The 25,448-nt window shown below is 68.2% G+C and carries 22 protein-coding genes; 9 read left to right on the top strand and 13 right to left on the bottom strand.

Annotated elements, in window-relative coordinates; translation table 11 throughout:
• Window positions 1–89: 89 nt before the first annotated feature.
• From BVG12_RS05305 to BVG12_RS05295, 3 genes are all read right to left on the bottom strand, one after another.
• Window positions 90–524, bottom strand: coding sequence for a universal stress protein (locus BVG12_RS05305; protein WP_075791506.1), 435 nt, complete (start codon window positions 522–524; stop codon window positions 90–92).
• A 2-nt stretch (window positions 525–526) separates the two neighbouring features.
• On the bottom strand, window positions 527–976 hold the full coding sequence (locus BVG12_RS05300) for a universal stress protein (RefSeq protein ID WP_075791505.1): 450 nt from the start codon (window positions 974–976) through the stop codon (window positions 527–529).
• 70 nt (window positions 977–1,046) lie between these two features.
• Window positions 1,047–1,880, bottom strand: a complete 834-nt coding sequence (locus tag BVG12_RS05295) for a MaoC family dehydratase (RefSeq protein ID WP_229503810.1) — start codon at window positions 1,878–1,880, stop codon at window positions 1,047–1,049.
• Between the two features lie 118 nt (window positions 1,881–1,998).
• Here BVG12_RS05295 and BVG12_RS05290 point away from each other — a divergent pair, with 118 nt between their 5' ends.
• Window positions 1,999–3,126, top strand: a complete 1,128-nt coding sequence (locus tag BVG12_RS05290) for a branched-chain amino acid ABC transporter substrate-binding protein (protein ID WP_075791504.1) — start codon at window positions 1,999–2,001, stop codon at window positions 3,124–3,126.
• Window positions 3,127–3,177: 51 nt separating this feature from the next.
• On the opposite strand, the gene BVG12_RS05285 is transcribed toward BVG12_RS05290, so the two are convergent.
• Complete coding sequence (locus BVG12_RS05285) at window positions 3,178–3,798, bottom strand: TetR/AcrR family transcriptional regulator (protein ID WP_075791503.1); 621 nt, start codon at window positions 3,796–3,798, stop codon at window positions 3,178–3,180.
• A gap of 234 nt (window positions 3,799–4,032) precedes the next feature.
• On the opposite strand from BVG12_RS05285, the gene BVG12_RS05280 reads away from it, so the two are divergent.
• Complete coding sequence (locus tag BVG12_RS05280; protein WP_075791502.1) at window positions 4,033–5,028, top strand: diacylglycerol/lipid kinase family protein; 996 nt, start codon at window positions 4,033–4,035, stop codon at window positions 5,026–5,028.
• Between the two features lie 32 nt (window positions 5,029–5,060).
• Here the strand turns inward: BVG12_RS05280 and BVG12_RS05275 are convergent, their stop codons facing one another.
• A complete protein-coding gene (locus BVG12_RS05275; protein WP_075791501.1) occupies window positions 5,061–5,438 on the bottom strand; it encodes a hypothetical protein in 378 nt (125 codons plus the stop codon).
• Between the two features lie 196 nt (window positions 5,439–5,634).
• On the opposite strand from BVG12_RS05275, the gene gntR reads away from it, so the two are divergent.
• Both gntR and BVG12_RS05265 read left to right on the top strand, forming a co-directional pair.
• Window positions 5,635–6,663, top strand: coding sequence for an HTH-type transcriptional regulator GntR (gene gntR, locus BVG12_RS05270; protein ID WP_075791500.1), 1,029 nt, complete (start codon window positions 5,635–5,637; stop codon window positions 6,661–6,663).
• A 373-nt stretch (window positions 6,664–7,036) separates the two neighbouring features.
• Window positions 7,037–7,516 (top strand): GNAT family N-acetyltransferase, encoded by a 480-nt coding sequence (locus tag BVG12_RS05265; RefSeq protein ID WP_075791499.1) that lies wholly within the window; start codon window positions 7,037–7,039, stop codon window positions 7,514–7,516.
• 10 nt (window positions 7,517–7,526) lie between these two features.
• On the opposite strand, the gene BVG12_RS05260 is transcribed toward BVG12_RS05265, so the two are convergent.
• The 3 genes from BVG12_RS05260 to BVG12_RS05250 form a co-directional block, all read right to left on the bottom strand.
• Window positions 7,527–9,878, bottom strand: coding sequence for a GH36-type glycosyl hydrolase domain-containing protein (locus BVG12_RS05260; RefSeq protein ID WP_075791498.1), 2,352 nt, complete (start codon window positions 9,876–9,878; stop codon window positions 7,527–7,529).
• Window positions 9,879–9,898: 20 nt separating this feature from the next.
• Entirely contained in the window at window positions 9,899–11,284 is a 1,386-nt protein-coding gene (locus tag BVG12_RS05255) for an MFS transporter (protein ID WP_075791497.1), read from the bottom strand.
• A 221-nt stretch (window positions 11,285–11,505) separates the two neighbouring features.
• Entirely contained in the window at window positions 11,506–12,489 is a 984-nt protein-coding gene (locus BVG12_RS05250; protein WP_075791496.1) for a Gfo/Idh/MocA family protein, read from the bottom strand.
• Between the two features lie 165 nt (window positions 12,490–12,654).
• On the opposite strand from BVG12_RS05250, the gene BVG12_RS05245 reads away from it, so the two are divergent.
• Window positions 12,655–14,760 carry a putative bifunctional diguanylate cyclase/phosphodiesterase gene (locus tag BVG12_RS05245; protein WP_075791495.1) on the top strand — a complete coding sequence of 702 codons (2,106 nt, stop codon included), beginning with the start codon at window positions 12,655–12,657 and terminating at the stop codon, window positions 14,758–14,760.
• A 109-nt stretch (window positions 14,761–14,869) separates the two neighbouring features.
• Window positions 14,870–15,469, top strand: a complete 600-nt coding sequence (wrbA, locus tag BVG12_RS05240) for an NAD(P)H:quinone oxidoreductase (RefSeq protein ID WP_075791494.1) — start codon at window positions 14,870–14,872, stop codon at window positions 15,467–15,469.
• A gap of 68 nt (window positions 15,470–15,537) precedes the next feature.
• Here the strand turns inward: wrbA and BVG12_RS05235 are convergent, their stop codons facing one another.
• Window positions 15,538–17,499, bottom strand: coding sequence for an APC family permease (locus BVG12_RS05235; RefSeq protein WP_075791493.1), 1,962 nt, complete (start codon window positions 17,497–17,499; stop codon window positions 15,538–15,540).
• Window positions 17,500–17,696: 197 nt separating this feature from the next.
• Here BVG12_RS05235 and BVG12_RS05230 point away from each other — a divergent pair, with 197 nt between their 5' ends.
• On the top strand, window positions 17,697–19,601 hold the full coding sequence (locus BVG12_RS05230) for an ATP-binding protein (RefSeq protein ID WP_229503809.1): 1,905 nt from the start codon (window positions 17,697–17,699) through the stop codon (window positions 19,599–19,601).
• Window positions 19,591–20,289 (top strand): two-component system response regulator KdpE, encoded by a 699-nt coding sequence (gene kdpE / locus BVG12_RS05225; protein ID WP_075791491.1) that lies wholly within the window; start codon window positions 19,591–19,593, stop codon window positions 20,287–20,289. Before BVG12_RS05230 ends, kdpE begins: the two co-directional genes overlap by 11 nt.
• Here kdpE and BVG12_RS05220 read toward each other — a convergent pair.
• The 4 genes from BVG12_RS05220 to BVG12_RS05205 are packed head-to-tail and all read right to left on the bottom strand — an operon-like array spanning window position 20,252 to window position 24,414.
• Window positions 20,252–21,145 (bottom strand): cupin-like domain-containing protein, encoded by an 894-nt coding sequence (locus BVG12_RS05220; protein ID WP_075791490.1) that lies wholly within the window; start codon window positions 21,143–21,145, stop codon window positions 20,252–20,254. The two genes, kdpE and BVG12_RS05220, sit on opposite strands and share 38 nt — an antisense overlap.
• Window positions 21,146–21,160: 15 nt before the next feature.
• Complete coding sequence (locus BVG12_RS05215) at window positions 21,161–22,495, bottom strand: MFS transporter (protein ID WP_075791489.1); 1,335 nt, start codon at window positions 22,493–22,495, stop codon at window positions 21,161–21,163.
• Between the two features lie 24 nt (window positions 22,496–22,519).
• Window positions 22,520–23,305 (bottom strand): substrate-binding domain-containing protein, encoded by a 786-nt coding sequence (locus tag BVG12_RS05210; RefSeq protein ID WP_075791488.1) that lies wholly within the window; start codon window positions 23,303–23,305, stop codon window positions 22,520–22,522.
• 17 nt (window positions 23,306–23,322) lie between these two features.
• Window positions 23,323–24,414, bottom strand: coding sequence for a porin (locus BVG12_RS05205; protein WP_075791487.1), 1,092 nt, complete (start codon window positions 24,412–24,414; stop codon window positions 23,323–23,325).
• A gap of 109 nt (window positions 24,415–24,523) precedes the next feature.
• Here BVG12_RS05205 and BVG12_RS05200 point away from each other — a divergent pair, with 109 nt between their 5' ends.
• Window positions 24,524–25,435: a LysR family transcriptional regulator gene (locus tag BVG12_RS05200; RefSeq protein ID WP_075791486.1), complete on the top strand. Its 912-nt coding sequence runs from the start codon at window positions 24,524–24,526 to the stop codon at window positions 25,433–25,435.
• The last annotated feature ends 13 nt before the right edge of the window (window positions 25,436–25,448 follow it).

Below are 25,448 nucleotides of genomic sequence, written 5' to 3'. Positions count from 1 at the left end.
GGCTGCGCCGTGCGGTTCAGCGCACGACGAGCTCGGCGAGCGCCTGTTCGACCTGCGGCTGCTGCCGGGCTGAGGCTGCGCCGTGCGGTTCAGCGCACGACGAGCACGGGGAGGTCGCAGTGGAGCAGCACCCGCTGCGTCTCGCTGCCCAGCAGCCGCGCGGCCAGGCCGTGGCGGCCGTGCGACGCCATCACGATCAGGTCGCAGCCGCGCTCGCGCGCGGTCGCGATGATGCCGTCCCACGCCGGGCCGGGCGGCGCGAGCACCGTTTCGCACGGCACGCCCGCTTCCGTGGCGCGCCGGACGACGTAGTCGAGCGCCTCGCGGCCGAGACGGTCGGCCTCGTCGCGCCAGGCGTCGTAGAACGGGCCGCCCACGTCGCCCGTCGCCAGCACCGGCGTTTCGCCGGCCACGTGCACGCCGACGATCGTGCCGCCGGCCAGCTTGGCCAGGCCCAGCGCGGCGCCGAGCGCGCTGGCCGACCGCTCCGTGCCGTCGACGGGCACGAGGATACGCTGGTACATGATCACTTCGCCTTCGGCCGCATCACGAGCACCGGCACCTGCGCGTCCGCCAGCACCTTTTGCGTGACGCTGCCGGCGAGCAGCCGCGACAGCCCGCGCCGGCCGTGCGAGCCCATGAAGATGAGGTCGCAGTCGCGGCTCTCGGCCGTCGCGACGATCGCGTCGGCGGGCGAATAATCGAGCACGGCGTGGGCGGAGCAGCGCACGCCGGCCGCATGCGCGGCGGCGGCCACGCGGCGCGCGTGCTCGTTGGCGGCGGCGAGCAGCGTCTCGTCGTCGATGCCCGGGGCGACGGCCATCGCCGCTTCCGCGGTGGCGATGGGCGGTTGCGGCTGCCCGACGGCGAGCACGACGATCTCGCTGCCGTGCGCGCGCGCGAAGTCGATGGCGGCCCGTTCGGCGGCGGCGGAGGTATCGGAGCCGTCCGTGGGCACGAGGATGCGGTCATACATGGCGTTCTCCTGAGCGTCCGGTGGACGGTCCCAGGATGGCCACTATGCGATGTGAATTCTTTGATCTAGATCAAACCGTGCGGAAGCTGCCTTCGGCCACGACGCGCCCGCCGCCGCCGACGGCGAAGCTGCCCGCCGACAGGTCGGCCCCCAGCACCAGTTCGCTGCCGAGCGGGGCGGGGGCCCGAAAACGGCCTTCCAGCGCGAGGACGCGCCGGCCGCACGCCTGTTCCAGCTCGGCGCAGGCGCGCGCGAGCGTGTGCATGCCGTGGATGATCGGCCGCTTCATGCCCATCAGGCGCGCAGACCACGTCCACAGGTGGATCGGATTCCAGTCGCCCGAGATGCGGGCATAGGCCCGTCCGGTGTTGCGCGGGAGGCGCCAGCCCGTCAGCACGGGCAGGTCTTTCGCATCCTGGCGGCCGCGCCGCGGACCTTTCTGGCCGCGCACGACGAGATAGGTGCTGCGGCACGTGAAGATGTCGACGCCTTCCTGGCGGGCGACCGTGTCCAGTTCGGCCACGACGGCGCCGTTCTCGGCCGGGGGGCGGATGGTCACCGTCGTCGACAGGACCAGCGGCACGTCGCGGCGCGGCTCGGCCCGCGCGCGCAGCGCGTTTTCCGTGTGAACCGTGCCGGGCAGGCGGAACGGGAAGGCATCGTCCAGCATGGTCGCCACGTGGGCGCGCTGAGCCAGCAGATAGTAATAGGTGAGGGGGATCCCCTCGTCGCCGAACCCCAGGGCCTGGCGGTAGCGCCGCAGCTGGTTGGGGTCGATGCGGTCGAGGATGTAGGCGGTGCGGGGTGTCGGTACGCCATTCAGGCGGCGCGGGTGTTTGAACAGGGCGCGCAGGAGCATGGCGGCGCCCAGCCGGGGAAGCGGTGACGGAGAGTCGGCGTTCATCAGGAACTTCGAAGTCCAAAACCCCATTGTGCCTGGGTTCGGGGGACTTGTGAATTCGGCTCATCCGCGTTACCCTATTGATTTGGTATAAAGAGCCGAAGTTTTAGATGAGGATGGAATGAAGAAGCAAGCGTTGTTGATGTTGGCGTTGTCCGCCGCAGGTGTCGCCACGGCCCAGGAGACCGTGAAGATCGGCCATGCGGCCGCCATCACGGGCCCGGTGGCCCATTTCGGCAAGGACAGCGAAAACGGCGCGCGCATGGCGATCGACGCGCTGAACGCGCGCGGCGCGACCATCGGCGGCAAGAAGGTCAAATGGGTGCTCGTGCCGGAAGACGACGGCGGCGACCCGAAGGAAGCGACGGCCGCGGCGCAAAAGCTGGCGGACGCGAAAGTGAACGCCGTGATCGGCCACGAGACGTCGGGCACGACGATTCCCGCGGCGAAGATCTATAACGACGCGGGCATCCCGCAGATCTCGCCGTCGGCCACGAATCCGAAATACACGCAGCTGGGCTACAACACGGCGTTCCGCGTCGTCGCGAACGACATCCAGCTTGGGCGCGCACTGGGCCGCTACGCCGTCAAGACGATGGGTGCCAAGCGCATCGCCGTCATCGACGACCGCACCGCGTACGGCCAGGGCCTCGTGACGGAATTCGCGAACAGCCTGCGCCAGCAGGGCGTGAATCCGGTCGCGCGCGAATTCACGAACGACAAGGCGACGGACTTCGCCGCGATCCTGACGCGCATCCGCGCCAGCAATCCTGACCTCGTGTTCTTCGGCGGCATGAACGCGGTGGCCGGCCCGATGCTGCGCCAGATGAAGCAGCTCGGCATCAACGCGAAGATGATGGGCGGCGACGGCATCTGCTCGGACGCGATGCAGCCGCTGTCGGGCAATACGATGACGGACGGCCAGGTCGTGTGCGCGGAGGCGGGCGGCGTGGAAGAGAAGGGCAAGGCCGGCATGGACAAGTTCCGCGCCGACTACAAGAAGCGCTACGGCATCGACGTGCAGATCATCGCGCCGTATTCGTACGACGCCGTGCTGGCGATCGCGGCGGCAATGGACAAGGCGGGTTCCAGCGCGCCGGCCAAATACCTGCCCGAGCTGGCGAAGGTGCGCTATCCCGGCGTCACCGGCACCATCGCGTTCGATGCCCACGGCGACATCCGCGACGGCGTGCTCACGCTGTACACCTTCAAGGGTGGCCACCGCACGCCGATCGGCGTCACCAAGTAAGTACGATCAAGTACGATTCGTCGTCCCCGCGCAGGCGGGGATGACGTCGCATCACGCCGCGGGCCGGTCGTCCACGCGCGACGGCGCGGGCTCGAGCATGAGCTCGTCGAGGTGGCGGCGCGCGGCCTGCAGCACCTGTTCGGAGACGGCCGGGTTACCTTTCGCTGCGCCGCGGGCGACGGCGAGGCTGCCGATCATGGTGGCCACGACGACCATCGCCCGGCCCAGCGCATCGCTGCCGGGCTCGTTCTGCGCGATCTGGCGTTCGAACGCGCGCACCATCACCATATAGCCTTCCGCGAAGCGGGCGCTGATGGCCTTGTCCTGGCGGCCGATCTCGCTGGCCGACGCCGCCATCGCGCAGCGGTCGCCGTAGTCGTCGCGCGTCTCCAGCGCCAGGTAGCGGTCGAGGAAGCGCGACAGGTCGGGCATGCCGTTCGACGTCGCCGAGTACATGCGTGAATTGGCCTGGTCGAGGCCATACGACAGGGCTTCCAGGGCCAGCTCTTCCTTCGAGCGGAAATGGGCATACAGGGCACCGTGCGTGAGACCCGCTTCCTTGCTGATCTCCGCCACGCCGACGCCGTCGATGCCGCGTTCGCGAAACAGCTTGCTCGCTGCGCGTATCAGTGCAGTGCGGTTGTCGGCTGCCTTCTCTTTGCTGATTCTCATGCTGTACTAATCGTGCCAGGAGCGCGGTGCCTGGCGGTCGTCGCGTTTCCGTATGATGGAATTATGATTGTGAGTATAACGCGTTAGCCCCCCTGTTGCGGGTCGCAATATTGTTGACAATGCCACGCGCGCTGCGACCGGACGGGGCTGCGCCAACCTGGTGCATGCGACTCGAAGTTACATTGCGTTTGCCGCTGACGGCCCCGTTTTTCGAATGCTGCTATCCTGCGCGCCATGGATGCGCCGTTCTACATCGTGCTCAACGCGAGCGCCGGCCGCGTCGAGGCCAACCTCCGCTGCGCGACGATACGCAACGTGTTGAACGCGGCGGGCCGCGACTGCGAGCTCGCCGTCGTGCACGACGCCGCGCACCTCGACGACACGGCGCGGCGCATGGCCGAGCGGGCCGCGCGCGACGGCGCGATCCTCGTCGCGGCCGGCGGCGACGGCACCCTGAACACGGTGGCGCATGCGGCCGTCATGTATGGCTGCGTGTTCGGCGTCCTGCCGCAAGGGACTTTTAATTATTTCGCCCGGACGCACGGCATCCCGGAAGACCTGGCCGACGCCGTGCGCGCGCTGCTGCACGCGCGCGTGCGGCCCGTGCAGATCGGGCTGGTGAACGACCGCATCTTCCTCGTCAACGCGAGCGTGGGCATGTATCCGCGACTGCTGGAAGAGCGTGAGTACGACGAGCGCCGGTATGGCCGTTCGCGCATCGTGGCCCTGCTGTCGGCCGCGAAGACGGCGCTGCGCGGCCATCGCAGCCTGCGCATCGCGCTGGAACTGGACGGCCGGACGCGGCACCTGCGCACGCCCACGCTTTTCGTCGGCAACAACCGTCTGCAGATGGAACAGGTGGGCATGCGGCCGCTCGACCACGCGCTGGACGCGGGCCGCCTGGTGGCGATCGCGCCGCGTCCGGTCGGTCGGCTGCGGATGCTGGGATTGCTCGTGCGCGGCGCGCTCGGGCGGCTGGGCGCGGCGCCGGATGTCGATGCGTTCGCGTTCCGCCGCATGACGGTGCGCCGACCGCTGCTGTCGGGCCGGCGGCGGCTCAAGGTCGCGACGGACGGGGAGGTTTGCCGGATGGCCTTGCCGCTGCGGTTCGAGGCCCTCGATGGCCGGCTCGCGCTGCTCGTGCCGGATCAGGAGGAAGAGGTGGCGCCGGCAGGCGCCGCCGCGGCCGCGCTGCCTCCCGGCCCGCCGCACGGGCGGCAGGCCGGTTGAAGTGGAAGATCGGGCGCGCTGTTCAGCCCGCGTCAGGGTTCCAGCGTATCGTCCGAGTCGAGGCCGTCCCGGTCCAACTGGTTCCGGCTGGTGCGGCTGCCCTGGCCGCCGCTCTGCATGTTGCCGGCCTGGTTGTCGCTCTGCTCGTTCTGGTTCAGGTTGCCGCCCTGCCGGCTCCGGTTCAGATTGCCGCTTTGGCGGCTTTGTCCTTGATCGCTGCGCTGGGAATGATCACCCGGACCGCTGGCCAGGTCGGATTGCGACTGGCTGCCCTGGCTTTGCCTGCCGCTCTGCTGGCTGGCCCAATCGCCGCGCTGCGCGTTGTCGCCCGGACCGCTCGCCAGGTCGGCGTTTTTCTGATTGCCCTGGTCTTTCCTGCCCTTGCCCTTGGCCCCCTGGTTGCTAGCCATAATCGTCTCCTTGATCGATATATGAGTCCCCATGGTAGGCCGCTTGACGGAGCCGGCAATCGGAATACGGGTCAAAAGGCTGTAGGACCAGTCGCACAAGACAGGCAAGAAAGCATGTCAAACATTGACAAAATATTCAATCCGTGGCGGAATCCAGGGTCGGCACGCGCGGCGGCCAGTAAATACAAAAAAGACAATGAGCAGAAGCAGTACAGGTAAGGTAAGGGGCACCGGGCGGACTACGCTGGAAGAGGTGGCGGCGCATGCGGGCGTATCGACGATGACGGCATCGCGCGCGCTCAGCCAGCCGCAACTGGTGTCGGAGTCGACGCGGACCAAGGTGGAACAGGCCGTGGCCGAGCTGGGTTATGTGCCCAATCGCGCCGCCCGCGCGCTCGCGTCGGCGCAGTCGCGCGTGATCGTGGCTCTGGTGCCGTCGTTGTCGAACGTCGTGTTCACGGCCGTGCTGGACGGCATCCACGATGCGATCGAGCATGGGCAATACCAACTCCTCATCGGCAACACGCGCTATTCCGACGCCGAGGAAGAAAAGCTGCTGCGCACCTATCTGCAGTCGAATCCGGACGGCATCCTGCTGTCCGGCCTCACGCACAGTCCGCAAGTCGAGCGCATGTTGGCGGGATCGCGCATGCCGGTCGTGTCGATGATGGACCTCGCCGACGGCCCGGGCGAGTTGTCGGTCGGCTTTTCGCAGCACGACGCGGGCAACGCCATCACGAGCCACCTGCTCGAGCGCGGCTACCGGCGCATCGCCTTCGTGGGCGCCCAGCTGGACGAGCGCACCTTGCGCCGCGCCGATGGCTACCGGCAGGCGATGCAGGCGGCCGGGCTCGCGGACCCGCGGCTCGAGATCATGGTATCCGACCCGTCCACCATCGCCCTCGGTGCCGAATTGATGCGCCAGGCGCTGGAGACGTTGCCGGACTGCGACGCCGTGTTCTTCTGCAACGACGACCTTGCGCACGGCGCCATTTATTACTGCCAGCGCCACAGCATCCGCGTGCCGCAGGACGTCGCCATCGCCGGCTTCAACGACCTGCCGGCTTCGGCGTGGATGGTGCCGTCGCTGACGACCATCGACACGCCGCGCTACCGCATCGGCTACGAGGCGGCGTCGCTGCTGCTGGACGTGATCGCCGGGAAGGAGCCCCGCGAGCGCCGTATCGACCTGGGGTTCACGTTGCGCGAGCGCGAGAGCACGTGATCTGCCGCGGCCTGACGGCCGCGAAATAATCATCCGGTTGACCTTTACATTTTCTGTGGAAACGTTACACTTACCGTATTGCTTGTTAGCGCTACCAACCGGATGCGCCGACAGTAGTGCGGGTGCGCGGGGGGCTGCGCACTCTTCATATATCTCCTCTTAGAGCTGGGCGCAGCTGTGCTCCCGGCTCATTTTTTTTAACTGTGTTCGCTCGAACCCCCAGTCTTTCGATCAGTCCTTGATCGCCCAACGCTCCTACCAATCAACTTCGGATACAAATTGTTACATTAGGACGTGTTTCGTTACGTATCCGCGCTGGCCTCCCGGTCGCCGACTCGCTAAGCTCCTGAAGTTGGCACAAAGATTCCTACCAATGCATTCCATCCTGACGTTCGTCCCGCTCCCCGTCGCCCCGACGCCGAAAGTGCTGAAGTCGTTCCGCAAGGACGCAGGGTGGCGCGAAGCCGGCGATGCCGCGTTGAACGGTGCCTTCGCGCCCGGCAGCGCCGTGCAGTGGGCCGCCGTCCTGTCCGGCAAGAAGACGATCGGGATCGTGCGCCTCGAGCTCGCGCCGCCGCAATTCTGCTATCTGTCGGAACTGGTGATCCTGGGCGAGCACCGCGGCCAGGGCGTGGGAGAGTGGTTCATGGAGCAGATCGAGCGCTTCTGCCTCGCACGCGGCATCGCCCGGGTCGTGCTGCAATCGCGCGACGACTCGCGCGGTTTTTATGAAAAACTGCGTTTCGAAGCCGATCCGATCGCGGCCGGCTTCCTCAAGAAGGACATCCATCCGCTGCTGCGCAAACCGGCATTTCCGTTCGCGCGCAGCAGCCTTCCGGGTTTCCCGGGCTGAGCGCGCCCGGTCAGGGCACCGTCACCTCGACGCGATACGTGCGGCCGGCCTCGATGCCGGCAATGTGCGCGTCCGCCAGCCGCTTTCCATCGCAGACAACCGTCGTGCGCGCGACCCCGCCGCGCGTCAAGCTGACGTCGAACGTGGCGCCCCGGAAGACCCGGCGCACGCGCATCGACGGCCAGTGCGACGGCAGTTGCGGATGCACGACGAGGCCCGTCGCATCGCCCTTGAGGCCGCACAGGCCCTCCACGATGGACCGGTAGACCCACGACACGGTGCCGGTATTGAACAACTGGCTCGAACGGCCGGCCGTGCGCGGGTATTCCTTCCATGCGCCGCGATAGTAATTCGGGATGAACACGGGCAGCTGGCCGCGCCGCAGATAGTCGTCCTCGCCCGGCCCGGGAATCATCTTGCGCAGCGCGTCCCAGGCGCGGTCCGGTTCGGCGATCGTGTACAGGCTGTAGATGTAGAACACGGACGCGTGATTGTAGACGGCGCCGTTCTCGGCCGATCCCGGGTGCTTTTGCGTGACGCGTCCCACATCCTCGCGCATGGCGCTGTACGGCGGGGCGAACATCTGCACGCCATACGGGGTGTCGAGCTGGGCGTCGATCTCGGCCAGCATCGCGCCGCGCTGGCGCGCGTCCGGGGCGCCGCTCAGGAATGCCCAGCTTTGCGGATTCAGGTAGATGCGGCCCTCGGCGTCGTCGCTCACGCCGAAGCTGACGTTGTCGTCCGTGATGCCGCGCGCGTACCAGGCGCCGTCCCACAGGTACAGGTTGGCGGACGTGTTCATGTCGTCGGCGCCGGCCCGGAAGTGGTCCGTCCGCCAGTCGTCGCCGCGCGCCGCGCATACATCGGCCCACAGGTGCAGCGCGTACGCGGCGGCCACCGTCAGCCAGCCGGACACGCCGCGCCCCTTGTAGCCCACCATGTTCATCGGATCGCACCAGTCGCCCTGCTCGATGTATGACAGGCCGCGGTGGTCGCGCTTGTGCAGCAGCCAGTCCATCGCGAGCGAGATGCGTTCGTAGGCGGTGAGTACCATGCCATCCATGCCAGCGACCGGTTCGTCCAGGATGGCAAGGTCGCCCGTCTCGTCGAGATAAGCCTGCAGGCAGACGGGCAGCCACACGCAGTGGTCAGTGTGCGGCACCTGGTTGATGTACTTGAGTTCCGCGCCTTCGAACAGCAGGATCCCGTCCGGCATCGCGCCGTTCGACCCCTGCTGCGACAGCGCGTGCAGGAAGGCGGCGCGCGCCACGGCGGGCTTGACGAAGGCCATGCCCATATTGTCCTGCAGGTAGTTGCGGGTCTGCGGGTCGGTGCTGAGGCGATTCACGTCGCCGTGATAAAACACCTGGCGCGCGAGCCAGCGGTTGACGAAGTTGTCGAAGTCCGCGTCCGGCGTCTCGACCTGCACGCAGCCGGCGCCCTGGTCGGCATACGCCGCGTAGTCGCGCGCGGCCACCGCGAAGCCTTCCGCACTCAGGTAGCGCGTGCGCAGCGCCACGATCTCGGCGTCGTCGCGCGCGGGCCCGAACAGGAAACGGCGCGTGACGGTCGCATCGGCGGCGAGCGCGAGGCGGTATTGCACGGCGCCCACCGGCGTCTCGTAGCGTGCGTCGCCGCCCGCGAGCCGGTCCGCGCGCAGCGCATCCGGCGCATGCAGGCCGCCTTCGCCTTCGAACTGGCCCTGGTTCGTCTCCCACGCGTCCGGCGCCGTCTCGCACGCGAGGAACGTCTTGTCCTTGAAATTCTTGTTCTTGAAGTAGTCCTGCAGCTTCTGGTAAGGCGTCACGCTCGACGCGACGATGCCTTGCAGGTCCGCGCGGTATTCGGCCGACTGGTTCATCCACGACATGTAGCCGATGGTGAAATAGGGATACACGCTGATCCTGCGCGGGCGCCCGCTCACGTTGGTGACGGTGAGCGTCCACAGTTCGGCCACGTCGTCGACCGGGAGGCCGAGGCGCAGGTCGATGCGGATGCCCAGCTTTTCCACGGTCCACGCGATATCGTCGCGGCCGACGGAGAAGGTAAAACGGTCCGGCGCCGCGCGCACGGGTTCGTGCGGGGCCGAGAAGATCTCGCCCGTCTCCTCGTCCTTCACGTAGAAGAAGCGGCCGGGGTGGTGCGCGTAATACGCCTGCTCCGGCTGCATGAAGGTCTTCGCTTCGAGATTGGGCGCGTGCGAATACTTGGCCGGTTCCGGCTGCATGAACTGGGCAGTGGCGTAGCCGCGGCACGTCACCTGGATCATCATCCGGCGGTTCCACAGGAAGGCGCCGGCGTTCGGCATGGCGGTCGGGCTGGCGAGATCGTAGCGTGCGCCGTTCTCGGTCGGTTGCAGCATGGTGTTTCCTTATCGTTGTTTCAGGGGGCGGCCTTGCGCGCCGCCAGGTCTGCCTGGATGCGCGCCAACTGCTTGGCATTCAGGTTGTAGAAGCACATGACGGCCACGGCGGCCACGGCGAATGCCGCCGGGATGAACGACATGAGCCAGACGATGCCTTCGCGCGACCCGCTGGCCTGCACGGCGTTCGGCACGTAGCCGAGCGATGTGAACACGGAGCCGATCACCGCGACCGCGACCGCGGTGCCCAGCTTTTGCGAGAAGGTCGCCGCGGCGAACGTCATCGCCGTGGCGCGCCGGCCCGTGCGCCATTCGTTGTAGTCGGCGGTGTCGGCATACATCGAGAACGCCAGCGGCGATTTCGGTCCGAGCACGAGCCCGAGCCCCGCCTGCAGTGCGAACATCAGCCCCACCTGTCCAGGGGGCACGACGTAGAACGCGGCCGACAGCGCGGCGGTCGCGCTCATCAGCACGATCATCAGCGTCTTCTTGTCGGCCAGGCGCGTCAGCAGCGGCGTGAGCGCGGCGCCGACGGCGGCCGCGATCATATAGGTCGGTACGAACGTGCGCATCAGGTCGGGGCGGCCGACGACGTACTTGAAGTAGTACGCCGCGCTGGCCGTACGCAGCGTGATCGTCACCATGATGATCAAGGCGAGGAAGAACAGCACCATCCAGGGCCGGTTGCCGGCCAGGTCGCGCACGTCGCGCCACACCGCGTTCTTTTGGCCCGGCGGCGGCGCGATGCGTTCGCGCGTACCCGCGAACGTCAGCGTGAACAGCAGCGACGCCGCGACTGCCCAGGCCAGCATCGTCAACTGCCAGCCGCGCGCATCGTTCCCGCCGCCGAGCCAGCGCACCATGTCGGGCGTGGCGGCCGTCACGAGCGTGCTGCCGGCGAACGCGAAGATGAAGCGCAGGCCGTTGATCGTGGAGCGCTGCTGCGGATCGGCCGACATCACGCCGGATAACGCGTTGTACGGGATGTTCACGCACGTGTAGCACACCATCATCGACAGGTACGTGCCATAGGCCCACGCGAGTTTCGCATCGCCCGCGAGGCCAGGGGTCGTGTACGTGAGCACGGCGGCACCGCCCAGCGGGACGCACATCCACACGAGCCAGGGACGGAATTTGCCGAAGCGCGTGTCCGTGCGGTCGGCGGCCGCGCCGATCAGCGGGTCGCTGAACGCATTGACGATTTTGATGGCGGACATCATCGTGGCCGCGGCGGCGGCCGAGATCCCGAAGGTGTCGGTATAGAAGATCAGCAAGAAGGTGGCGACATTGGTCCAGTAAAAATTGAACCCCATGTCCGCCACGCCGTACGCGAGCTTTTCGCGCCAAGGCAACGGTGCGTGCGCGGCGCCGGCGCCGACGGCGGTGCGGGGGAGGGCGGCCGTCATCGGTCCGCTCCGTCCGGCGCGGCAGGATGAGGGAAAGCGGTCGGGCAGGCCATCTGCGTCTCCGGTGATTGTTAGGGACAGTTCTTCGCCTGCCTGGGTTGATAGCGCTAACAGCGGCGAGTATGCCGCCGTCGCGAAATCATGTCAACCGCCCGACGATCGATGCCGGACCATCGATCGAGCGAAACGCGTTTGCGCATGGTGCGGTCACGTCCAAAAGATCAGTCGCCCGGGTACTTCACACCGGTCTGCTTGCGGATCTCGTCCAGCACGCCCATCAGGTGCAGCGTCTGCTCGTGTGTCATGAACGGGCTTTCGATGAGGCCGTCGTTCCAGCAGCGCTGCGCTTCGATCGCCTCGTGCACATAACCGTTGCCGAGATAGGGCGTCGGGATCGTGCGCGGCGCTTCGTCGGCCAGCATCAGGGTGAGGGTGGGCGGGCGGTGGAACGGCGCGTCCAGGCGCAGCTGGCCGTGGCGGCCGGACAAGGTCAACAGGCCCGGCGTGCGCGCCTTCAGCGAGCAGGCGCACGTGGACAGCGCGCCGCCCGCGTGGCGCAGCGTGAACACGGTCTGCAGGTCGACGCCGGTCGGCCCCAGTTCCGCCTGCGCGCGCACGGCTTCCACATCGCCCAGCAGGTAGGCGGTGATCGACAGCGGATAGATGCCGACGTCGAGCAGCGCGCCGCCGCCGAGGGCCGGATTGAACAGGCGGGCTTCCGGGCCACCCGTCGCCGCGAAGCCGAAATCGGCGCTGGCTTGCGACACTTCCCCCAGCACGCCCGATGCGAGGATGCGCCTGACTTCATCGAAGGCGGGCATGAAGCGCGTCCACATCGCTTCCATCAGGAAGACGCGGCGGCTGCGCGCGAGCGCGACGACCTGCTCGGCCTGGGGACGGTTCAGCGCGAACGGTTTTTCGCACAGCACGCCCTTGCCGCCGGCGAGCATCGCGAGCGCGTTTTCCGCATGCATGGCGTGCGGGGTGCCGATGTAGACGAGGTCGACGTCGTCGCATGCGGCAAGGCCGTCGTAGCCGGCCAGGCGCAGCGGGATGTTGAACTCGTCGGCGAATTCGACGGCCGTCGCGCGTTCGCGCGAGGCGACGGCGGCGATCGCGGCGCCGGGCGTGGCGCGCAGGGCCTTCGCGAAATCGCGGGCGATCCTGCCGGTGCCGAGGATACCCCAGCGTACGGTGTTGGTCATGTGATCTCCATCGAAAAAGGGTGAGGGCAAAGCCGGGACCGGCCATTCCGGAGGGTGACCGAAAAGCGGGCCACCTGTCTATATTGACAGGTCATTGATAACATTTTGCTATCGATGATTGCGTTATACTTCGAAGTGGTCCTTTATTGCAAGAAAGGGTGAGCCATGGCTGCAGAGTCCCCGCGCGCGGATGAGAGCGCCTGGTGCCGGCCCCTGTTCGAAGGGACCCAGTTGTCGATGCTGGTCTGCGACCCGGTGTCGCAGGAAATCCTCGACGTCAACGACGCCATCCTCCACCTGCTCGGCTACACGCGCGACCAGATGCTGAGCATGCGCCTGCCCGACCTGTACGCGCGCGGCGGACAGGAACGCGACGACGGCCTCGGCCCCGAGACGTGCCAGCTGCACTCGCATGTGCGGCGCGTCGCCGGCGCCGATGGAAACGACCACCATGCGATCCTGCAGCGCACCGCCATCGAATACGGCGGACGCGATGCCGTGCTCGTCGTCCTGCAGGACGTCACGCGCCATGTCGAAGCCGAGGTCCAGCTGCGCGAGACCCAGAACGAGCTGCACCGCGCCCAGGCGCTGGCCATGATCGGCAACTGGATCTGGGACGCCGCCAGCGATTCGCACGTGTCGACGTCGCCGGAAGGCTGCCGTATCCTGGGCTTCCGGCCGGAGGAGGCGCCCGTGTCGACGGCCGAGATCTACGCGCGCATCCACCCCGACGACCGCGCCTTGGCCGAGCAGGCGCGCGAACGGGCGCTACACGATCCTGGCTACAAGTACGACGTCGAGTTCCGGCTGATTCGCCCCGACGGCGAGGTGCGCTGGCTGCACTCCGTCGCCGAGGTGCGGCGCGACGCGTGCGGGCGCGCCGTCAAGATGCTGGGCCTCGTGCAGGACGTCACGGAGCGCCGCCGCGCCGAGGACAATGTGCGGCGCCTGGCCTATTACGACACGGTGACGGGCCTGCCCAACATGAATCTGTTCGAGAGCGAGGTCGAGGATCGGCTGGTCCAGCTGCGGCGCGGCGCCGGACGCGGGCGCAGCCCGGCGCGGCTGGCCTGCCTGATCGTCGACCTCGTGCGCTTCAGGGACGTCAATTACGCGCTCACGCATATGTATGGCGACGTGCTGCTGGCGCTCGTCGCGGACCGCCTGGCCGCCGTCATCGGCCAGGCGGGAGTCGTGGCGCGCTGCGATTCGCGCTTCCCGATCGTGCTGGACGGCGCGGACGAGGAAGAGGCGCGGCGCTGGGCGCAGCACCTGTTGCGCGCGCTGGAGGCGCCGTTCGCCGTCGCCGGCATCTCGTACGAGATCGGCGCGCGCATCGGCATCGCGTTCGCGCCGCTGCAAGGGCTCGACTACCACACGCTGTTGCGCAAGGCCGATATCGCGCTGTACCAGGCGGCCGGCATGGCGCGCAACGTGGCCGTGTACGTGGCCGAGGACGACCCGCACACGCCCGACCGCCTGTCGCTGATCGGCGACTTCCGCGCCGCCATCGAGTCCGGCCAGATCCAGCTGTTCTGCCAGCCGAAGGTGACGATGGACGGGGGCGAGATCGTCGGCGCGGAGGCGCTCGTGCGCTGGGTCCACCCGGAGAAGGGGTGCATCGGGCCGGAGACCTTCATGCCGCTGATCGAGGCCACGGACCTGATCCACTTGCTGACCCAGCACATGTTGGCGACCGCGGTCACGCAGTGCGAGGCGTGGCGCGCGCTGGGCGTACGGCTGCCCATCGCCGTGAACCTGTCGGCGCGCGACATCGCGGCGCTGTCGCTGTCCGAACACCTGCGCGAGCTGCTCGAGCTGCACGGCTCGTGCGCGGGGCTGATCGGACTGGAAATGACGGAGAGCAGCCTGATGCAGAATCCGGCCGAGAGCATCGCCGAACTGGAACGCCTGTCCGGCATGGGTTTCAAGCTCTACATCGACGATTTCGGCACCGGCTATTCGTCGCTGAGTTACCTGAGCCGTTTGCCCGTGGACGTCATCAAGATCGACCACGGCTTCACGATGCAGATGATCGAGGACGGCCGCGCGGCGTCCATCGTCAAGTCCACCGTGCACCTGGCGCACGACCTCGGGATGCGCGTCGTGGCGGAAGGCGTCAGCAATGCCCGCATCTGGGATGCGCTGCAGGCGCTGGGCTGCGACGAGGCGCAAGGCTTTTATGTGGCCGCGCCGATGCCGGCCGCCCAGCTGCTCGACTGGGCGCGCGCGTCGCCCTACCGCCTGCTGGACGAGCACGCGTGCGCATGAAGCGCGCGATCGGCCGTGTTGCGGTAGCATGTCCGGGTCCTTGCCGGACCGGCAAGGGACGGCAGGGCGCCAGCCGTTGGCGCCGCGTTTGACCACGGAAGGAGCGGGCATGGCAAAAGTACTCGTGCTGTATTACTCGACGTATGGACACATCGAACAGATGGCGAACGCACTGGCGGAGGGCGCGCGCGCGGCCGGCGCGACCGTCGACGTCAAGCGGGTGCCGGAGACGGTGCCGGACGAGGTCGCGCGCAACGGTCACTTCAAACTGGACCAGCCGGCTCCCGTCGCCACCGTGAACGAACTGGCGGACTACGACGCCATCGTGATCGGCGCGCCCACGCGCTACGGCCGCATGCCGTCGCAGATGGCGGCGTTCCTCGACCAGACGGGCGGGCTGTGGGCGAAGGGCGCGTTGAACGGCAAGGTGGGCGCCGCGTTCACGTCGTCGGCCACGCAGCACGGCGGCCAGGAGACGACCCTGTTCTCGATCGTCACGAACCTGCTGCACTTCGGGATGGTCGTCGTGGGCCTGCCGTACAGCTTCGCGGGCCAGATGACCCTGGACGAGATCACCGGCTGCAGCCCGTACGGCGCCAGCACGATCGCGGGCGGCCAGGGCCAGCGCCAGCCCAGCAAGAATGAGCTGGACGGCGCGCGCCACCAGGGCGAGCTGGTGGCGAAGACGGCGCTGAAGCTGTTCGGCTGAGACGCCAACCCGGCGCCGGCGTGAGGCGCGGGTTCATTCGGGCCGGGGCCTGAATGACGGTGCCCGCCCTACACTTTCATCGGCAGGATGATCATCTGCAGGCCGTCGAAATGCAGGCGGCGCTGGATGGCCAGTGCCGCCTGGTTGTGCAGCAGCCTGGTGAACAGGTTATCGCGCTGGAACACCAGGCGGCTCGTGAAGAACACGGCGTGCGGGAATTCGCGGGCCAGGTCGCGGCACATGTCCGTCAACGTCGCGACGGCGTCCGTCCCGAAACCGACGCGCGACGTGGCCGGGATGCCGTGGCTGCGGCAGAACGCCACGAAATCGTCGAGGGTGGCCTCGGCCTTCGCTTTCAGGATGTCGATCTCGCCGTCGCCGCCGTAGGCGTGCGCGTCGACGGTGCGGGCCGACACGAACACGACGTTCTTGAAATGGCCGGGGAACATGCGTTGCACCCACAGCAGCGCATGCAGGCCGCCGCCGCGCGAACTGCCGACGATGAACACGGCCGTCGGCGCCGCCGGGTGCGGCGCCGGCGTGTCAGTGCACGAGCCCTGCGGCTGGGCGGCGAACACGCGGTCGACGTCGTCGATGCGCTTGCGCGTGTCCGCGTAATGGCCGCGCACGGCGAGGCACAGCGCGACGACCAGGCCGGTGAGCACGATCGTCACCCAGCCGCCTTCCGTGAATTTTTCGACGATCGTGACGATCAGGATGCTGGCGGTGACGGCGAGGCCGCACAGCGACAGCAGCAGGCGGCGCAGCCAGCCCGTGTCGCCGCGGTGGCGCAGCCAGTAGCGGCACAGGCCCAGCAGCGACAGGCTGAACGTGAGGAACACGTTGATGCTGTACAGGACGACGATCAGGTCCACCCGGCCGCCGCTGGCCAGCAGCACGAGCGCGGCCGCCACGCCGAGCAGCAGCACGCCGTTCTGCGTGACGAGGCGGCTGGACAGGTAACGGAACTGGTGCGGCACCCACGAATCCTGCGCCATGTTGGCCAGCACGGCCGGGCCGCCCAGGAAGCCGGTGTTCGCGGCGACGAGGAGCAGGCCCGCCTCGCAGGCCAGGGTCGCGCCCAGCACCACGCCGAGCGCGGTGCCATCGAGGCCGGCATGCTGGAGGATGGCGCGGAACGCGACGGCGTTCAGCGTCTGGCCGTCCTGCGGCGTCGCGTTCCACAACAGGTACAGCAGGATGATGCCGCCGGCCGTGAAGGCCAGGCTGCACGCCATGTACAGCATCGTCATGCGGCCCGTGCGCACGCGCGGCTCGGCGAGCGAGTTCACGTTGTTCGACACGGCTTCGATGCCCGTGTACGTCCCGCCGCCCAGCGAATACGCCTTCAGCAGGAGGGCCAGCGTGAAGACCCACGACGTCTGGCCGGCGAGGCTCGTCGTCTCGTGCAGCGTGTCCGGCAGCAGGACCGGGATATGCCCGGACTGCACGCCCACGCCGTACACGATCAAGATGAAGTGCGTGGCGACGAAGCCGAGGAAGATCGGCAGCAGCACCCGGATCGATTCCTTCACGCCGCGCAGGTTCAGCCACAGCAGGACGACGACGAGGCCCAGCTCCGTCCCCAGCTTCCAGCCCTGGAACGCCAGCGGCAGCAGCGAAAACAGCGCGTCGACGCCGCCCGCGATGGAGATCGCGACCGTCAGCACGTAGTCGACGACGAGGGCGGCGCCGGAAACGAGGCCGGCATGCGGTCCGAGCAGGACGGTGGCGATGCGGTAGCCGCCGCCACCGGTCGGGAACAGTTCGATCACCTGGTTGTAGGCGAACGCGATGACGAACACGGTGGCCGCCGTGGCCAGCGCGAGATACAGGCCGAAGTGGGCGTGGCCGCCCAGCGCCTTGAAGGCTTCCTCCGGGCCGTACGCCGACGACGACAGGCCGTCGGCACCGAGGCCGACCCAGGCGAGGAAGGCGGCGAGCGTGAGGGAGTGGCGGGTGTCCTGGCGCAGCGGGTCGAGGGGCCGGCCGAGCAGGGCGGTGCGCAAGTTCGAAAGTGTGGATGCCATGGATGCGTGCAGGTGGTGGAACGAGGTTGTCACGATAGGCCGGCGCACCGAAAATTGTCGTAAATGCTCCCCCGGCCCGTGTAAACGCGGCGTAAATGCGTTCGATTTTTATGCCGCTTTTACGGGCGATCGCTTACCATCCAGGCATGCAGAGTTCCGAATCGACGACATCATCCGGCTGTGGCGCCATGTGCGCCGTGCTCCGCGCTGATGCCTCCGACGAGCGCACCGTCGCCGCGGCGGCGCGGCTGGCGGCGCTCGCCAAGGCGCCATGGCACGCTGTGCTCGTCGAAAACGCGCAGACGCGGCGCCGCGGCGAGTCGGCGCGTCTGCGCACGCTCGAATTGCTGCGCCAGGCGCACGCCCAGGGCGCCGTCACGGCCGTGCTGGAAGGGCGCGACGCGGCCATCGCCGTCGCCGCTTATGCGCGCCGCTTGACGCAGGCGGCCCCTCGATTGGATCTCGTCGACGTCGCGGTGCCGGCGTCAGGCTCGGCCGCACCGTCCGCGGGCCCCGTTCCGGATGTGCACCCGGACGGCGCGCCGGCGCCGCGCCGCTACCTGGCCGCCGCCGGCGCCAGCCTGGGCACGGCGCTCGTCGCGCTGCCGTTGCTGCCGCTGCTGGACGTCGCCAACGTCGCGATGTTGTTCCTGCTGACGGTGGTGCTCGTCGCCATCCGGCTCGGACGCGGACCGGCGATCACGGCGACGCTCGTCGGTTTTTGCGCCCTCGTATTGGCGGCGCCGCGCCGCCAATACGACGTCAGCGAATTCAAATACACCGTCGCGTTGACCGTGATGCTGGCTGTCGGCTGGATCACGGCGCGCCTGACGTCGGACCTGCGCGAGCAGGCGCAGGCCGCCATCGGGCGCGAGGCCCGTACCCGCGCGCTGTACGAATTCGCCCGTGCGCTGTCCGTCGCGCTGCAGACGGAGCAGGTGTTCGAGATCACCCGCCGTTTCCTCGCGCGCAGCTTCGACGCCCGCGCCGCGATCCTGCTGCCGGACGACGCCGGGCGCCTGCGCTGGCCCGAGCCTCCCGCCGGCGAGGAACCGCGCGCGCCCGTGTTGAGCGTGCTGGACATGGCGGCGGCGCAGTGGGCGTTCGATCATGCGGCGCCCGCCGGCGTGGGCACGGCCACGCTGCCCAGCAATCCATTCCTCTACCTGCCGCTGCTGGCGCCGATGCGTTCGCGCGGCGTGCTGGCCGTGCGGGTGCCCGACGTCGCAGCGCTGCTCGTGCCGGAGCGGCGCGAGCTGCTGGACGCGTTCGCGGCGTTGGCCGCCATCGCACTGGAGCGTGTGCATTATGTGGACGTGGCGCAGGACGCCGTCGTGCGCATGGAGGGCGAACGCCTGCGCAACTCGCTGCTGGCCGCGCTGTCGCACGACCTGCGCACGCCGTTGACGGGGCTCGTGGGCCTGTCCGAATCGCTGACGCTGTCCCGCCCGTCCTTGGGCGCCGCGCAGATGGAACTCGCGAATGCCTTGCGCGACGAGGCCAGGCGCATGAGCACCCTCGTGGCCAACCTGCTCGACATGGCGCGCATCCAGAGCGGCGGCGTGAAGCTCAATCTGCAGTGGCAGCTCGTCGAGGAGACGATCGGCAGCGCGCTGCGCGCCTGCCGCTGGCAGCTGGGGACGCGCACGGTCGAGACGCGCATCCCGCGCGGCCTGCCGCTGGTCCGCTTCGACGCCACGCTGCTCGAACGCGTGCTGTGCAATCTGCTGGAAAACGCGGGCAAGTACACGGCGCCGCATGCGACGGTGACGATCGCGGCGCGCACGGAAGACGGCGAGCTGCGCGTCGCGGTGTGCGACGACGGCCCCGGTCTGCCGGCCGGGCAGGAGGACGCGCTGTTCGAAAAATTCGTGCGCGGCCAGCAGGAATCGTCGATCTCCGGCGTCGGCCTGGGCCTGGCCATCTGCCGCGCCATCGTCGACGCCCACGGCGGCCGGATGCGGGCCTGGAACCAGGAACACGCCGGCGCCTGCTTCGAATTCAGCCTGCCGCTGGGCGAACCGCCGCCGCTGCTTGAAGGCGAGCTCGAACATCTCGACCCCGAATCCCACGACACCCCTACCCGCCAGCATGAGCATTGAATCCGCCGCACCCGTCGCCCTCATCGTCGAGGACGAACCGCAAATCCGCCGCTTCGTCCGCATGGCCCTGGAAGGCGAGGGCTGGCAAGTGCACCAGTCCGAGACCCTCAAGCGCGGCCTGATCGACGCCGGCACGCGCACGCCCGACCTCATCATCCTCGACCTCGGCCTGCCCGACGGCGACGGCCTGCAGCTGATTCGCGACGTGCGCGGCTGGAGCCCGGTCCCGATCATCGTGCTGTCCGCGCGCATCGACGAGGCGGACAAGATCACGGCGCTGGACGCCGGCGCCGACGACTACCTGACGAAGCCGTTCGGCATCGGCGAACTGCTCGCGCGCGTGCGCGCGGCGCTGCGGCGCCAGCACAAGGCCGGCGGCGAGCCGTCGGCGCGCATCGTGTTCGGGAAGGTCGAAGTGGACCTGCACAAGCGCACGGTCCAGCGCGACGGCCAGGCCGTGCACCTGACGCCGACGGAATACAAGCTACTGTCGGTGCTGCTCGCGAACCTGGGCCGCGTCGTCACGGCGCCGCAGCTGCTGCGCGAAGTGTGGGGGCCGTCGAACGCGGACAACGGCCATTACGTGCGCATCTACATGGGGCATCTGCGCCAGAAGCTGGAAGACGATCCGGCGCAGCCGCGCCACCTGCTCACGGAGACGGCGGTGGGGTATCGCCTGCAGCCCTGAGCCCCGGATCGCCCTTCAAGGCGAGCGGCATCGCCCTGGCCCAGCGGTTGACGGACAAGGAAAACGTCAGCGCCCGCACCTGGTGATACCAGCCGGCGGGCACATACAGCATCTCGCCCGGGTTCACGGTGCATTCGATGAGCGTCGCCCGGCGCGCGAGGGGGTAGGTGTCGAAATCCGGGTGCTCGGGGTCGAACGGCGAGCCATGCAGCACCGGGTTGGCCTCGCGCGTGTACAGGAATTCGTCGTGGTGGGCCGGCGCCAGGAAGATCCGCTTCGCGCCCCACACCTGCGCGAAGATATTGTCGTCGTAGTCGCAATGCAGAGGCGTCACCGTGCCCGCGGGACCGAGCCAGAAGCGGGGCGGGCCCATCTTGCTGAAATAGCCGGGCCAGTGGCACATCCCGTTCAACTCGTTGATTTCCAGGTTGCCGACGTAGGGCGGCAGCGCGTCCGTGCCGGCCGCCACCAGGTCGAGATAGTCGCGCATCGCCATGTCGCGCATCGCGCGGTCGGGAGCGAATGCCGTGTTGATGTAGTCGCCCACGCGGGCGCGCACGCCGACGTCGCCGAAGCGCTCGCGCAGCATGCCCGGGGTGACGGTGCAAAGGGGCCAGCGGCCGACCAGCCCCGTGATCATGAACGGCAGGCCGCGTTCAGCCTGTGCCCGGAATGCGGCGCGGTCGAGCGTCTTGAATCGCGCGACGGCGGATGGGATTGTCAGTTTCCGTGACGCGTCACGGATCGCGTCGCGCATCGCGGCGACCGACGCGACGCCGCGCACGGCGGCGGCTTTCCGTGCACGGTCGTCCGGCTGTGCCGCCGGCGCGGGAGAGGGGGTTGCGGTAGGGATCACCGCGGCATTATACGTTCAGGCGCCGGCCGGGACACGCTCCTTGACGATGCCGCGGTACACCAGGAATGTGGCCACGAGGCTGATCGCGCCGGCACAGGCCATCCAGTAGCCGGGGGCCGCCTTGTCGCCGGTGGCCTCGATGAGCCACGTGGACAGCAGGGGCGTCATGCCGCCGAACAGCGCGGTCGCGAGGCTGTAGGCCAGCGAGAACCCGGTGGTGCGCACCTGGACCGGAATGATCTCCGTCAGCGCGACGATGGTGGCGCCGTTATAGCTGCCGTACAGGAAGGACAGCCACAGCTCGATCAGCACCATGTTGCCGAAGCTCGGATGCGCGATCAGCCAGGACAGGGCCGGATACGCCGTCACCGCCGCCAGCGCCGAGCAGACGGCCATCACGGGCCAGCGGCCGATGCGGTCAGAGACGGCGCCCATGACGGGCAGCCAGATGAAGTTCGACAGTCCGATGATCAAGGTGACGAGCAGGCTGTCCTCGGTGCTCAGTTTGAGCACGCTCTTGCCGAACGTGGGCGTGTACACCGTGATCAGGTAGAACGCGACCGTCGTCATCACCACCAGCATCGCGCCGACCACGACGAGGGGCCAGTTCGCGGCCATCGTGCGCATCATCTGGCGGAACGTCGGGTGGGACTTCTGCGCCAGGTACGCTTGCGTCTCCTGCAGCGAGCGGCGGATGTAGAACACCACGGGAATGATCGAGCAGCCGATGAAGAACGGGATGCGCCAGCCCCAGTCGGCGATGACGTCCTTGGACATCGCGTGATTGAGGCCATAGCCGAGCGCCGCGGAGAAGATGACGGCGAGCTGCTGGCTGGCCGATTGCCAGCTCACGTAAAACCCCTTGTTGCCCGGCGTGGCCATCTCAGACAGGTAGACCGAGACGCCGCCCAGTTCCACGCCCGCGGAAAAGCCCTGCAGCAAGCGGCCGATCAGCACGAGCAGCGGTGCCGCGAGGCCGATGGTCGCATAGCCGGGCACGAACGCGATCAGCGCCGTGCCCGACGCCATGATCCCCAGCGTCAGCACGAGGCCCTTGCGGCGGCCGATGCGGTCGATATAGCTGCCCAGAAAGATGGCGCCCAGCGGCCGCATGAAAAAGCCGGCGCCGAAGGTCGCAAAGGTCATCATCAGCGCGGCGTATTCGCTCGTCGTCGGGAAGAACGCGGCCGCGATCTGGTGGGCGTAAAAGCCGAACAGGAAAAAATCATACATTTCGATGAAGTTCCCGCTCGTGACACGGATGACGGTGCCGAGCTTGGACTGGGCGCGTCCTGCCGGGGAGGCGGCGGGCGTCGCGGGGGCCGCGGAGGCGGTGGAGTGAATAGTCATGATGACCTCAAGGGAGTATGTGGATCAGTGCGGAGCCGTGACCGGTTCCAGGCCGGTCGCCTCGATGGCGGCCGCGTTGGCGGGCGCCGCCAGGAAACGCAGCAGCGCGCGTCCCGCGTCCGCGTGGGCGGCGCCGCGTACGACGGCGCCGGAAAACTGCGTCTTGAGCTGGACTTCCTGCGGGATCAGGCCGACGATGTCGATGCCCCGCACCGGTTTCAGTTCGCTCCGTTGCTGGCAGCCGAAATCGGCTTCCCCGTGCGCGATGATCTCGCCCACCGGCGTCGCGGGGATCTGCGCCGCCTTGCCTTCCATCTGCTGGCGGATGCCGAGTTTGTCCAGCAGCTGGCGCCGGATGTATTCGCCGCTTGCGCTGTCCGAATACGCCACGTGGTTCGCGTGCAGGAAGGCCTGGCGCAGGCCGTCGACGGTGCTGATGTCGGGCAGCGGGGCCCCGTGGCGGACGGCGCAGGCGATCGGGGAGTTGGCGAGGACCACCTTGCTGCCCGGTTCCAGGCGCCCCTCGGCCATCAGCTTGTCGAGCGCGTCGCCCACCATGATGACGACGTCGATCGGTTCGCCGCGCGCAAGGCGGGCGGGAATGGCGTTCTTCGTGGCGCCCATCGACGGGCCCCATGCGGAAACCAGGTGGTCGCCGCTGGCGCGTTCGTATTGGCCGGACAGGTCCTTGTAGGCCTGGGCGAAGCCGCCCGAGCTGACGACCCGCAGGTCGGCGGCGTGGGCCGAGGCGGCCAGCATGAGGGCGGCGCAGGCCGCCAGTGCCTTGATGTTCGGGGGAAGTGGTCGCATGTGGTCTCCTTGTGTAGTCAGAATTTTTGCATCAGGCCGAGCGTGAGGCCGGTGCCGTGGCGGTCGTTCGCGCGGGACGCGGTCTTGCCGGCGGCGTCGCCGCGCCAGGCCGTGACATCGGCTTCGGCATAGGCGGTCGTGCGCGGCGCCAGCATCTTTTCGACGAACAGGAAGGCGCGGTCGAAGCCGTCGTCGACGAAACCCGTCGCCTCGCGCCGCACGCTGTACAACGCGGTGGTGACGAGCACGTCGCGCGCGGCCTGGCGGCTCACGCCGGCGGACAGCACGCGCTGGGTGACCGTCTTGCCGGGCCCCGTGTCGGCCTTGTTGCGGGCCGCGTTGGCCTTGAACTGCCAGGCGCCCGCCTTCGCAGCCGCGCCGAGCGTCCACGCATCGAGCGGCAGGCCGTCGCGGCTGCGGAACTGCGAGGTCGCGCCCGAGACGACCCAGTCGGGCTGCTGGTAGGCCAGCGCGACGCCGTGGCTGCTCGAGGCCGACGAATCGCCCGCCACTTCGCCCGCCGAGTACGCGGCGCGTGCCTGCCAGGGGCCGGCGTTCGCGGTGTACTTGACCGTGTTGTCGAGGCGGTAGAAATTGTCCGCGTAGCCGCTCGGGCCGTATTGCCGTCCGAATGCATGCGTGCCGAACGCGGTGTTGCTCAATCCCGCGACGTTGATGTTCGGGTTGAAGGACGCGAAGCGTTTGCCGAGCGGGTCGACGGTGATGAGCGCGTCGGACAGGAGGTTGGGCTGGCGGCCGAGCGCGAGCTGGCCGTACGGGGAATCAAGGCCGGCCCAGGCCAGGCGGTCGAACAGGCGGTCGCTCTTGGCCTGGGCGCCGGTATCCGCGTTGATGCCGCCTTCGAGCCGGAACACGGCGCGCCATGCCCCGCCCAGCGATTCCTGGCCCTTGATGCCCCAGCGGCTGGTCTGGTCGATGCCGCTGTTGACGGCGATGGTGTGGCCCGATGGGGTTGGTGCGTTGTTGGCGTTGAGGCCGCCGGCGGCGCGCAGGCCGACGTCGACGATGCCGTACAGGTCGATGCCGGTCTGGGCCGGGCAGGTGCCGCTCGCGACGAGCAATGCGGTGAGGGCGCAGGAATGGCGCACGTTGTCTCCTTATGGGATGCCTTCTTGACGAGGCAATGGGTGAAGTGGATGCATGATCCAACAAATGGCATAATTTGATAATTGCAATTTTCCAGCGTATTAATGCACGATGCGCATCAATTACGACCTGCACGACTTGCAGGCGTTCGTCGCCGTCGCCGAACGCGCCAGTTTCCGCCAGGCGGCCGCCGACCTGTTCCTGTCCCAATCGGCGCTGAGCCGCCGCATCGACAAGCTGGAAGAGGGCCTGGGCGTCAAACTGTTCGAGCGCACCACGCGCCGCGTGCAGCTGACCAACGTGGGGCAGGCGTTCCTCGTGAATGTCCGCACGGCGCTCGACGGCCTGGAAGACGCCGTGCTGGGTGTCGCCGACCTCGCCCTGCTGCGCACCGGCTCGGTGACGCTGGCCTGCGTGCCGTCCGCCGTCTGGCATTTCCTGCCCGAGGTGCTGACCCGCTTCAGCGAACGCTTCCCGCGCATCCGCGTGCGCGTGCACGACGAGAGCGCGCAGGACGTGCTGAACCTGGTGCTGGCCGGGGAGGCGGACTTCGGCATCAATTTCACGGGCGCGGCCGACCCGGACATCGTGTTCGAACCGATCTACGTTGAGAACTACGTGCTGGCGATGCGGAGCGACCATCCGCTGGCGGGGCGCGCGTCACTGAGCTGGAAAGAGACGATCAACGAACGCTATATCTCGGTGGCCAAGTCGAGCGGCAACCGCAGCGTCATCGACGCCGCGCTGGCCGGCGTCGAAAAGCATCCGGCCATCCTGTGCGAGGTGAACCACGTGTCCGGCGTCCTTGCTCTCGTCGAGGCGGGCATGGGCGTGGCGGCAGTGCCGGGATTGTCCGTGCTGCCCGGACGGCCGGACACGATCGTCGGCGTGCCGCTCGTGAACCCGGCCATTCACCGGACCCTGGGCCTGATCAGCAAGCGCAATCACAGCATGGCGCCGGCGGCGCGCACATTGTTCGAGATGCTGAGGGAAGCGTTGGTCCGGTGCGAGGACGGCAGCTGAACGCGCGTTGTTT

The organism is Massilia putida (assembly GCF_001941825.1).
In the GTDB taxonomy this organism is placed as follows: Bacteria; Pseudomonadota; Gammaproteobacteria; order Burkholderiales; family Burkholderiaceae_D; genus Telluria; species Telluria putida.
Note: the sequence above shows the minus strand (reverse complement) of the source record. Positions and strands in the feature narration are given on the sequence as shown.

What these genes read in the sequence shown, in the direction of transcription:
- BVG12_RS05305 (WP_075791506.1), bottom strand. Translation starts at nt 524, where the DNA reads ATGTACCAGCGTATCCTCGTGCCCGTCGACGGCACGGAGCGGTCGGCC.
- BVG12_RS05300 (WP_075791505.1), bottom strand. Translation starts at nt 976, where the DNA reads ATGTATGACCGCATCCTCGTGCCCACGGACGGCTCCGATACCTCCGCC.
- BVG12_RS05295 (WP_229503810.1), bottom strand. Translation starts at nt 1,880, where the DNA reads ATGAACGCCGACTCTCCGTCACCGCTTCCCCGGCTGGGCGCCGCCATG.
- BVG12_RS05290 (WP_075791504.1), top strand. Translation starts at nt 1,999, where the DNA reads ATGAAGAAGCAAGCGTTGTTGATGTTGGCGTTGTCCGCCGCAGGTGTC.
- BVG12_RS05285 (WP_075791503.1), bottom strand. Translation starts at nt 3,798, where the DNA reads ATGAGAATCAGCAAAGAGAAGGCAGCCGACAACCGCACTGCACTGATA.
- BVG12_RS05280 (WP_075791502.1), top strand. Translation starts at nt 4,033, where the DNA reads ATGGATGCGCCGTTCTACATCGTGCTCAACGCGAGCGCCGGCCGCGTC.
- BVG12_RS05275 (WP_075791501.1), bottom strand. Translation starts at nt 5,438, where the DNA reads ATGGCTAGCAACCAGGGGGCCAAGGGCAAGGGCAGGAAAGACCAGGGC.
- gntR (WP_075791500.1), top strand. Translation starts at nt 5,635, where the DNA reads ATGAGCAGAAGCAGTACAGGTAAGGTAAGGGGCACCGGGCGGACTACG.
- BVG12_RS05265 (WP_075791499.1), top strand. Translation starts at nt 7,037, where the DNA reads ATGCATTCCATCCTGACGTTCGTCCCGCTCCCCGTCGCCCCGACGCCG.
- BVG12_RS05260 (WP_075791498.1), bottom strand. Translation starts at nt 9,878, where the DNA reads ATGCTGCAACCGACCGAGAACGGCGCACGCTACGATCTCGCCAGCCCG.
- BVG12_RS05255 (WP_075791497.1), bottom strand. Translation starts at nt 11,284, where the DNA reads ATGACGGCCGCCCTCCCCCGCACCGCCGTCGGCGCCGGCGCCGCGCAC.
- BVG12_RS05250 (WP_075791496.1), bottom strand. Translation starts at nt 12,489, where the DNA reads ATGACCAACACCGTACGCTGGGGTATCCTCGGCACCGGCAGGATCGCC.
- BVG12_RS05245 (WP_075791495.1), top strand. Translation starts at nt 12,655, where the DNA reads ATGGCTGCAGAGTCCCCGCGCGCGGATGAGAGCGCCTGGTGCCGGCCC.
- wrbA (WP_075791494.1), top strand. Translation starts at nt 14,870, where the DNA reads ATGGCAAAAGTACTCGTGCTGTATTACTCGACGTATGGACACATCGAA.
- BVG12_RS05235 (WP_075791493.1), bottom strand. Translation starts at nt 17,499, where the DNA reads ATGGCATCCACACTTTCGAACTTGCGCACCGCCCTGCTCGGCCGGCCC.
- kdpE (WP_075791491.1), top strand. Translation starts at nt 19,591, where the DNA reads ATGAGCATTGAATCCGCCGCACCCGTCGCCCTCATCGTCGAGGACGAA.
- BVG12_RS05215 (WP_075791489.1), bottom strand. Translation starts at nt 22,495, where the DNA reads ATGACTATTCACTCCACCGCCTCCGCGGCCCCCGCGACGCCCGCCGCC.
- BVG12_RS05210 (WP_075791488.1), bottom strand. Translation starts at nt 23,305, where the DNA reads ATGCGACCACTTCCCCCGAACATCAAGGCACTGGCGGCCTGCGCCGCC.
- BVG12_RS05200 (WP_075791486.1), top strand. Translation starts at nt 24,524, where the DNA reads ATGCGCATCAATTACGACCTGCACGACTTGCAGGCGTTCGTCGCCGTC.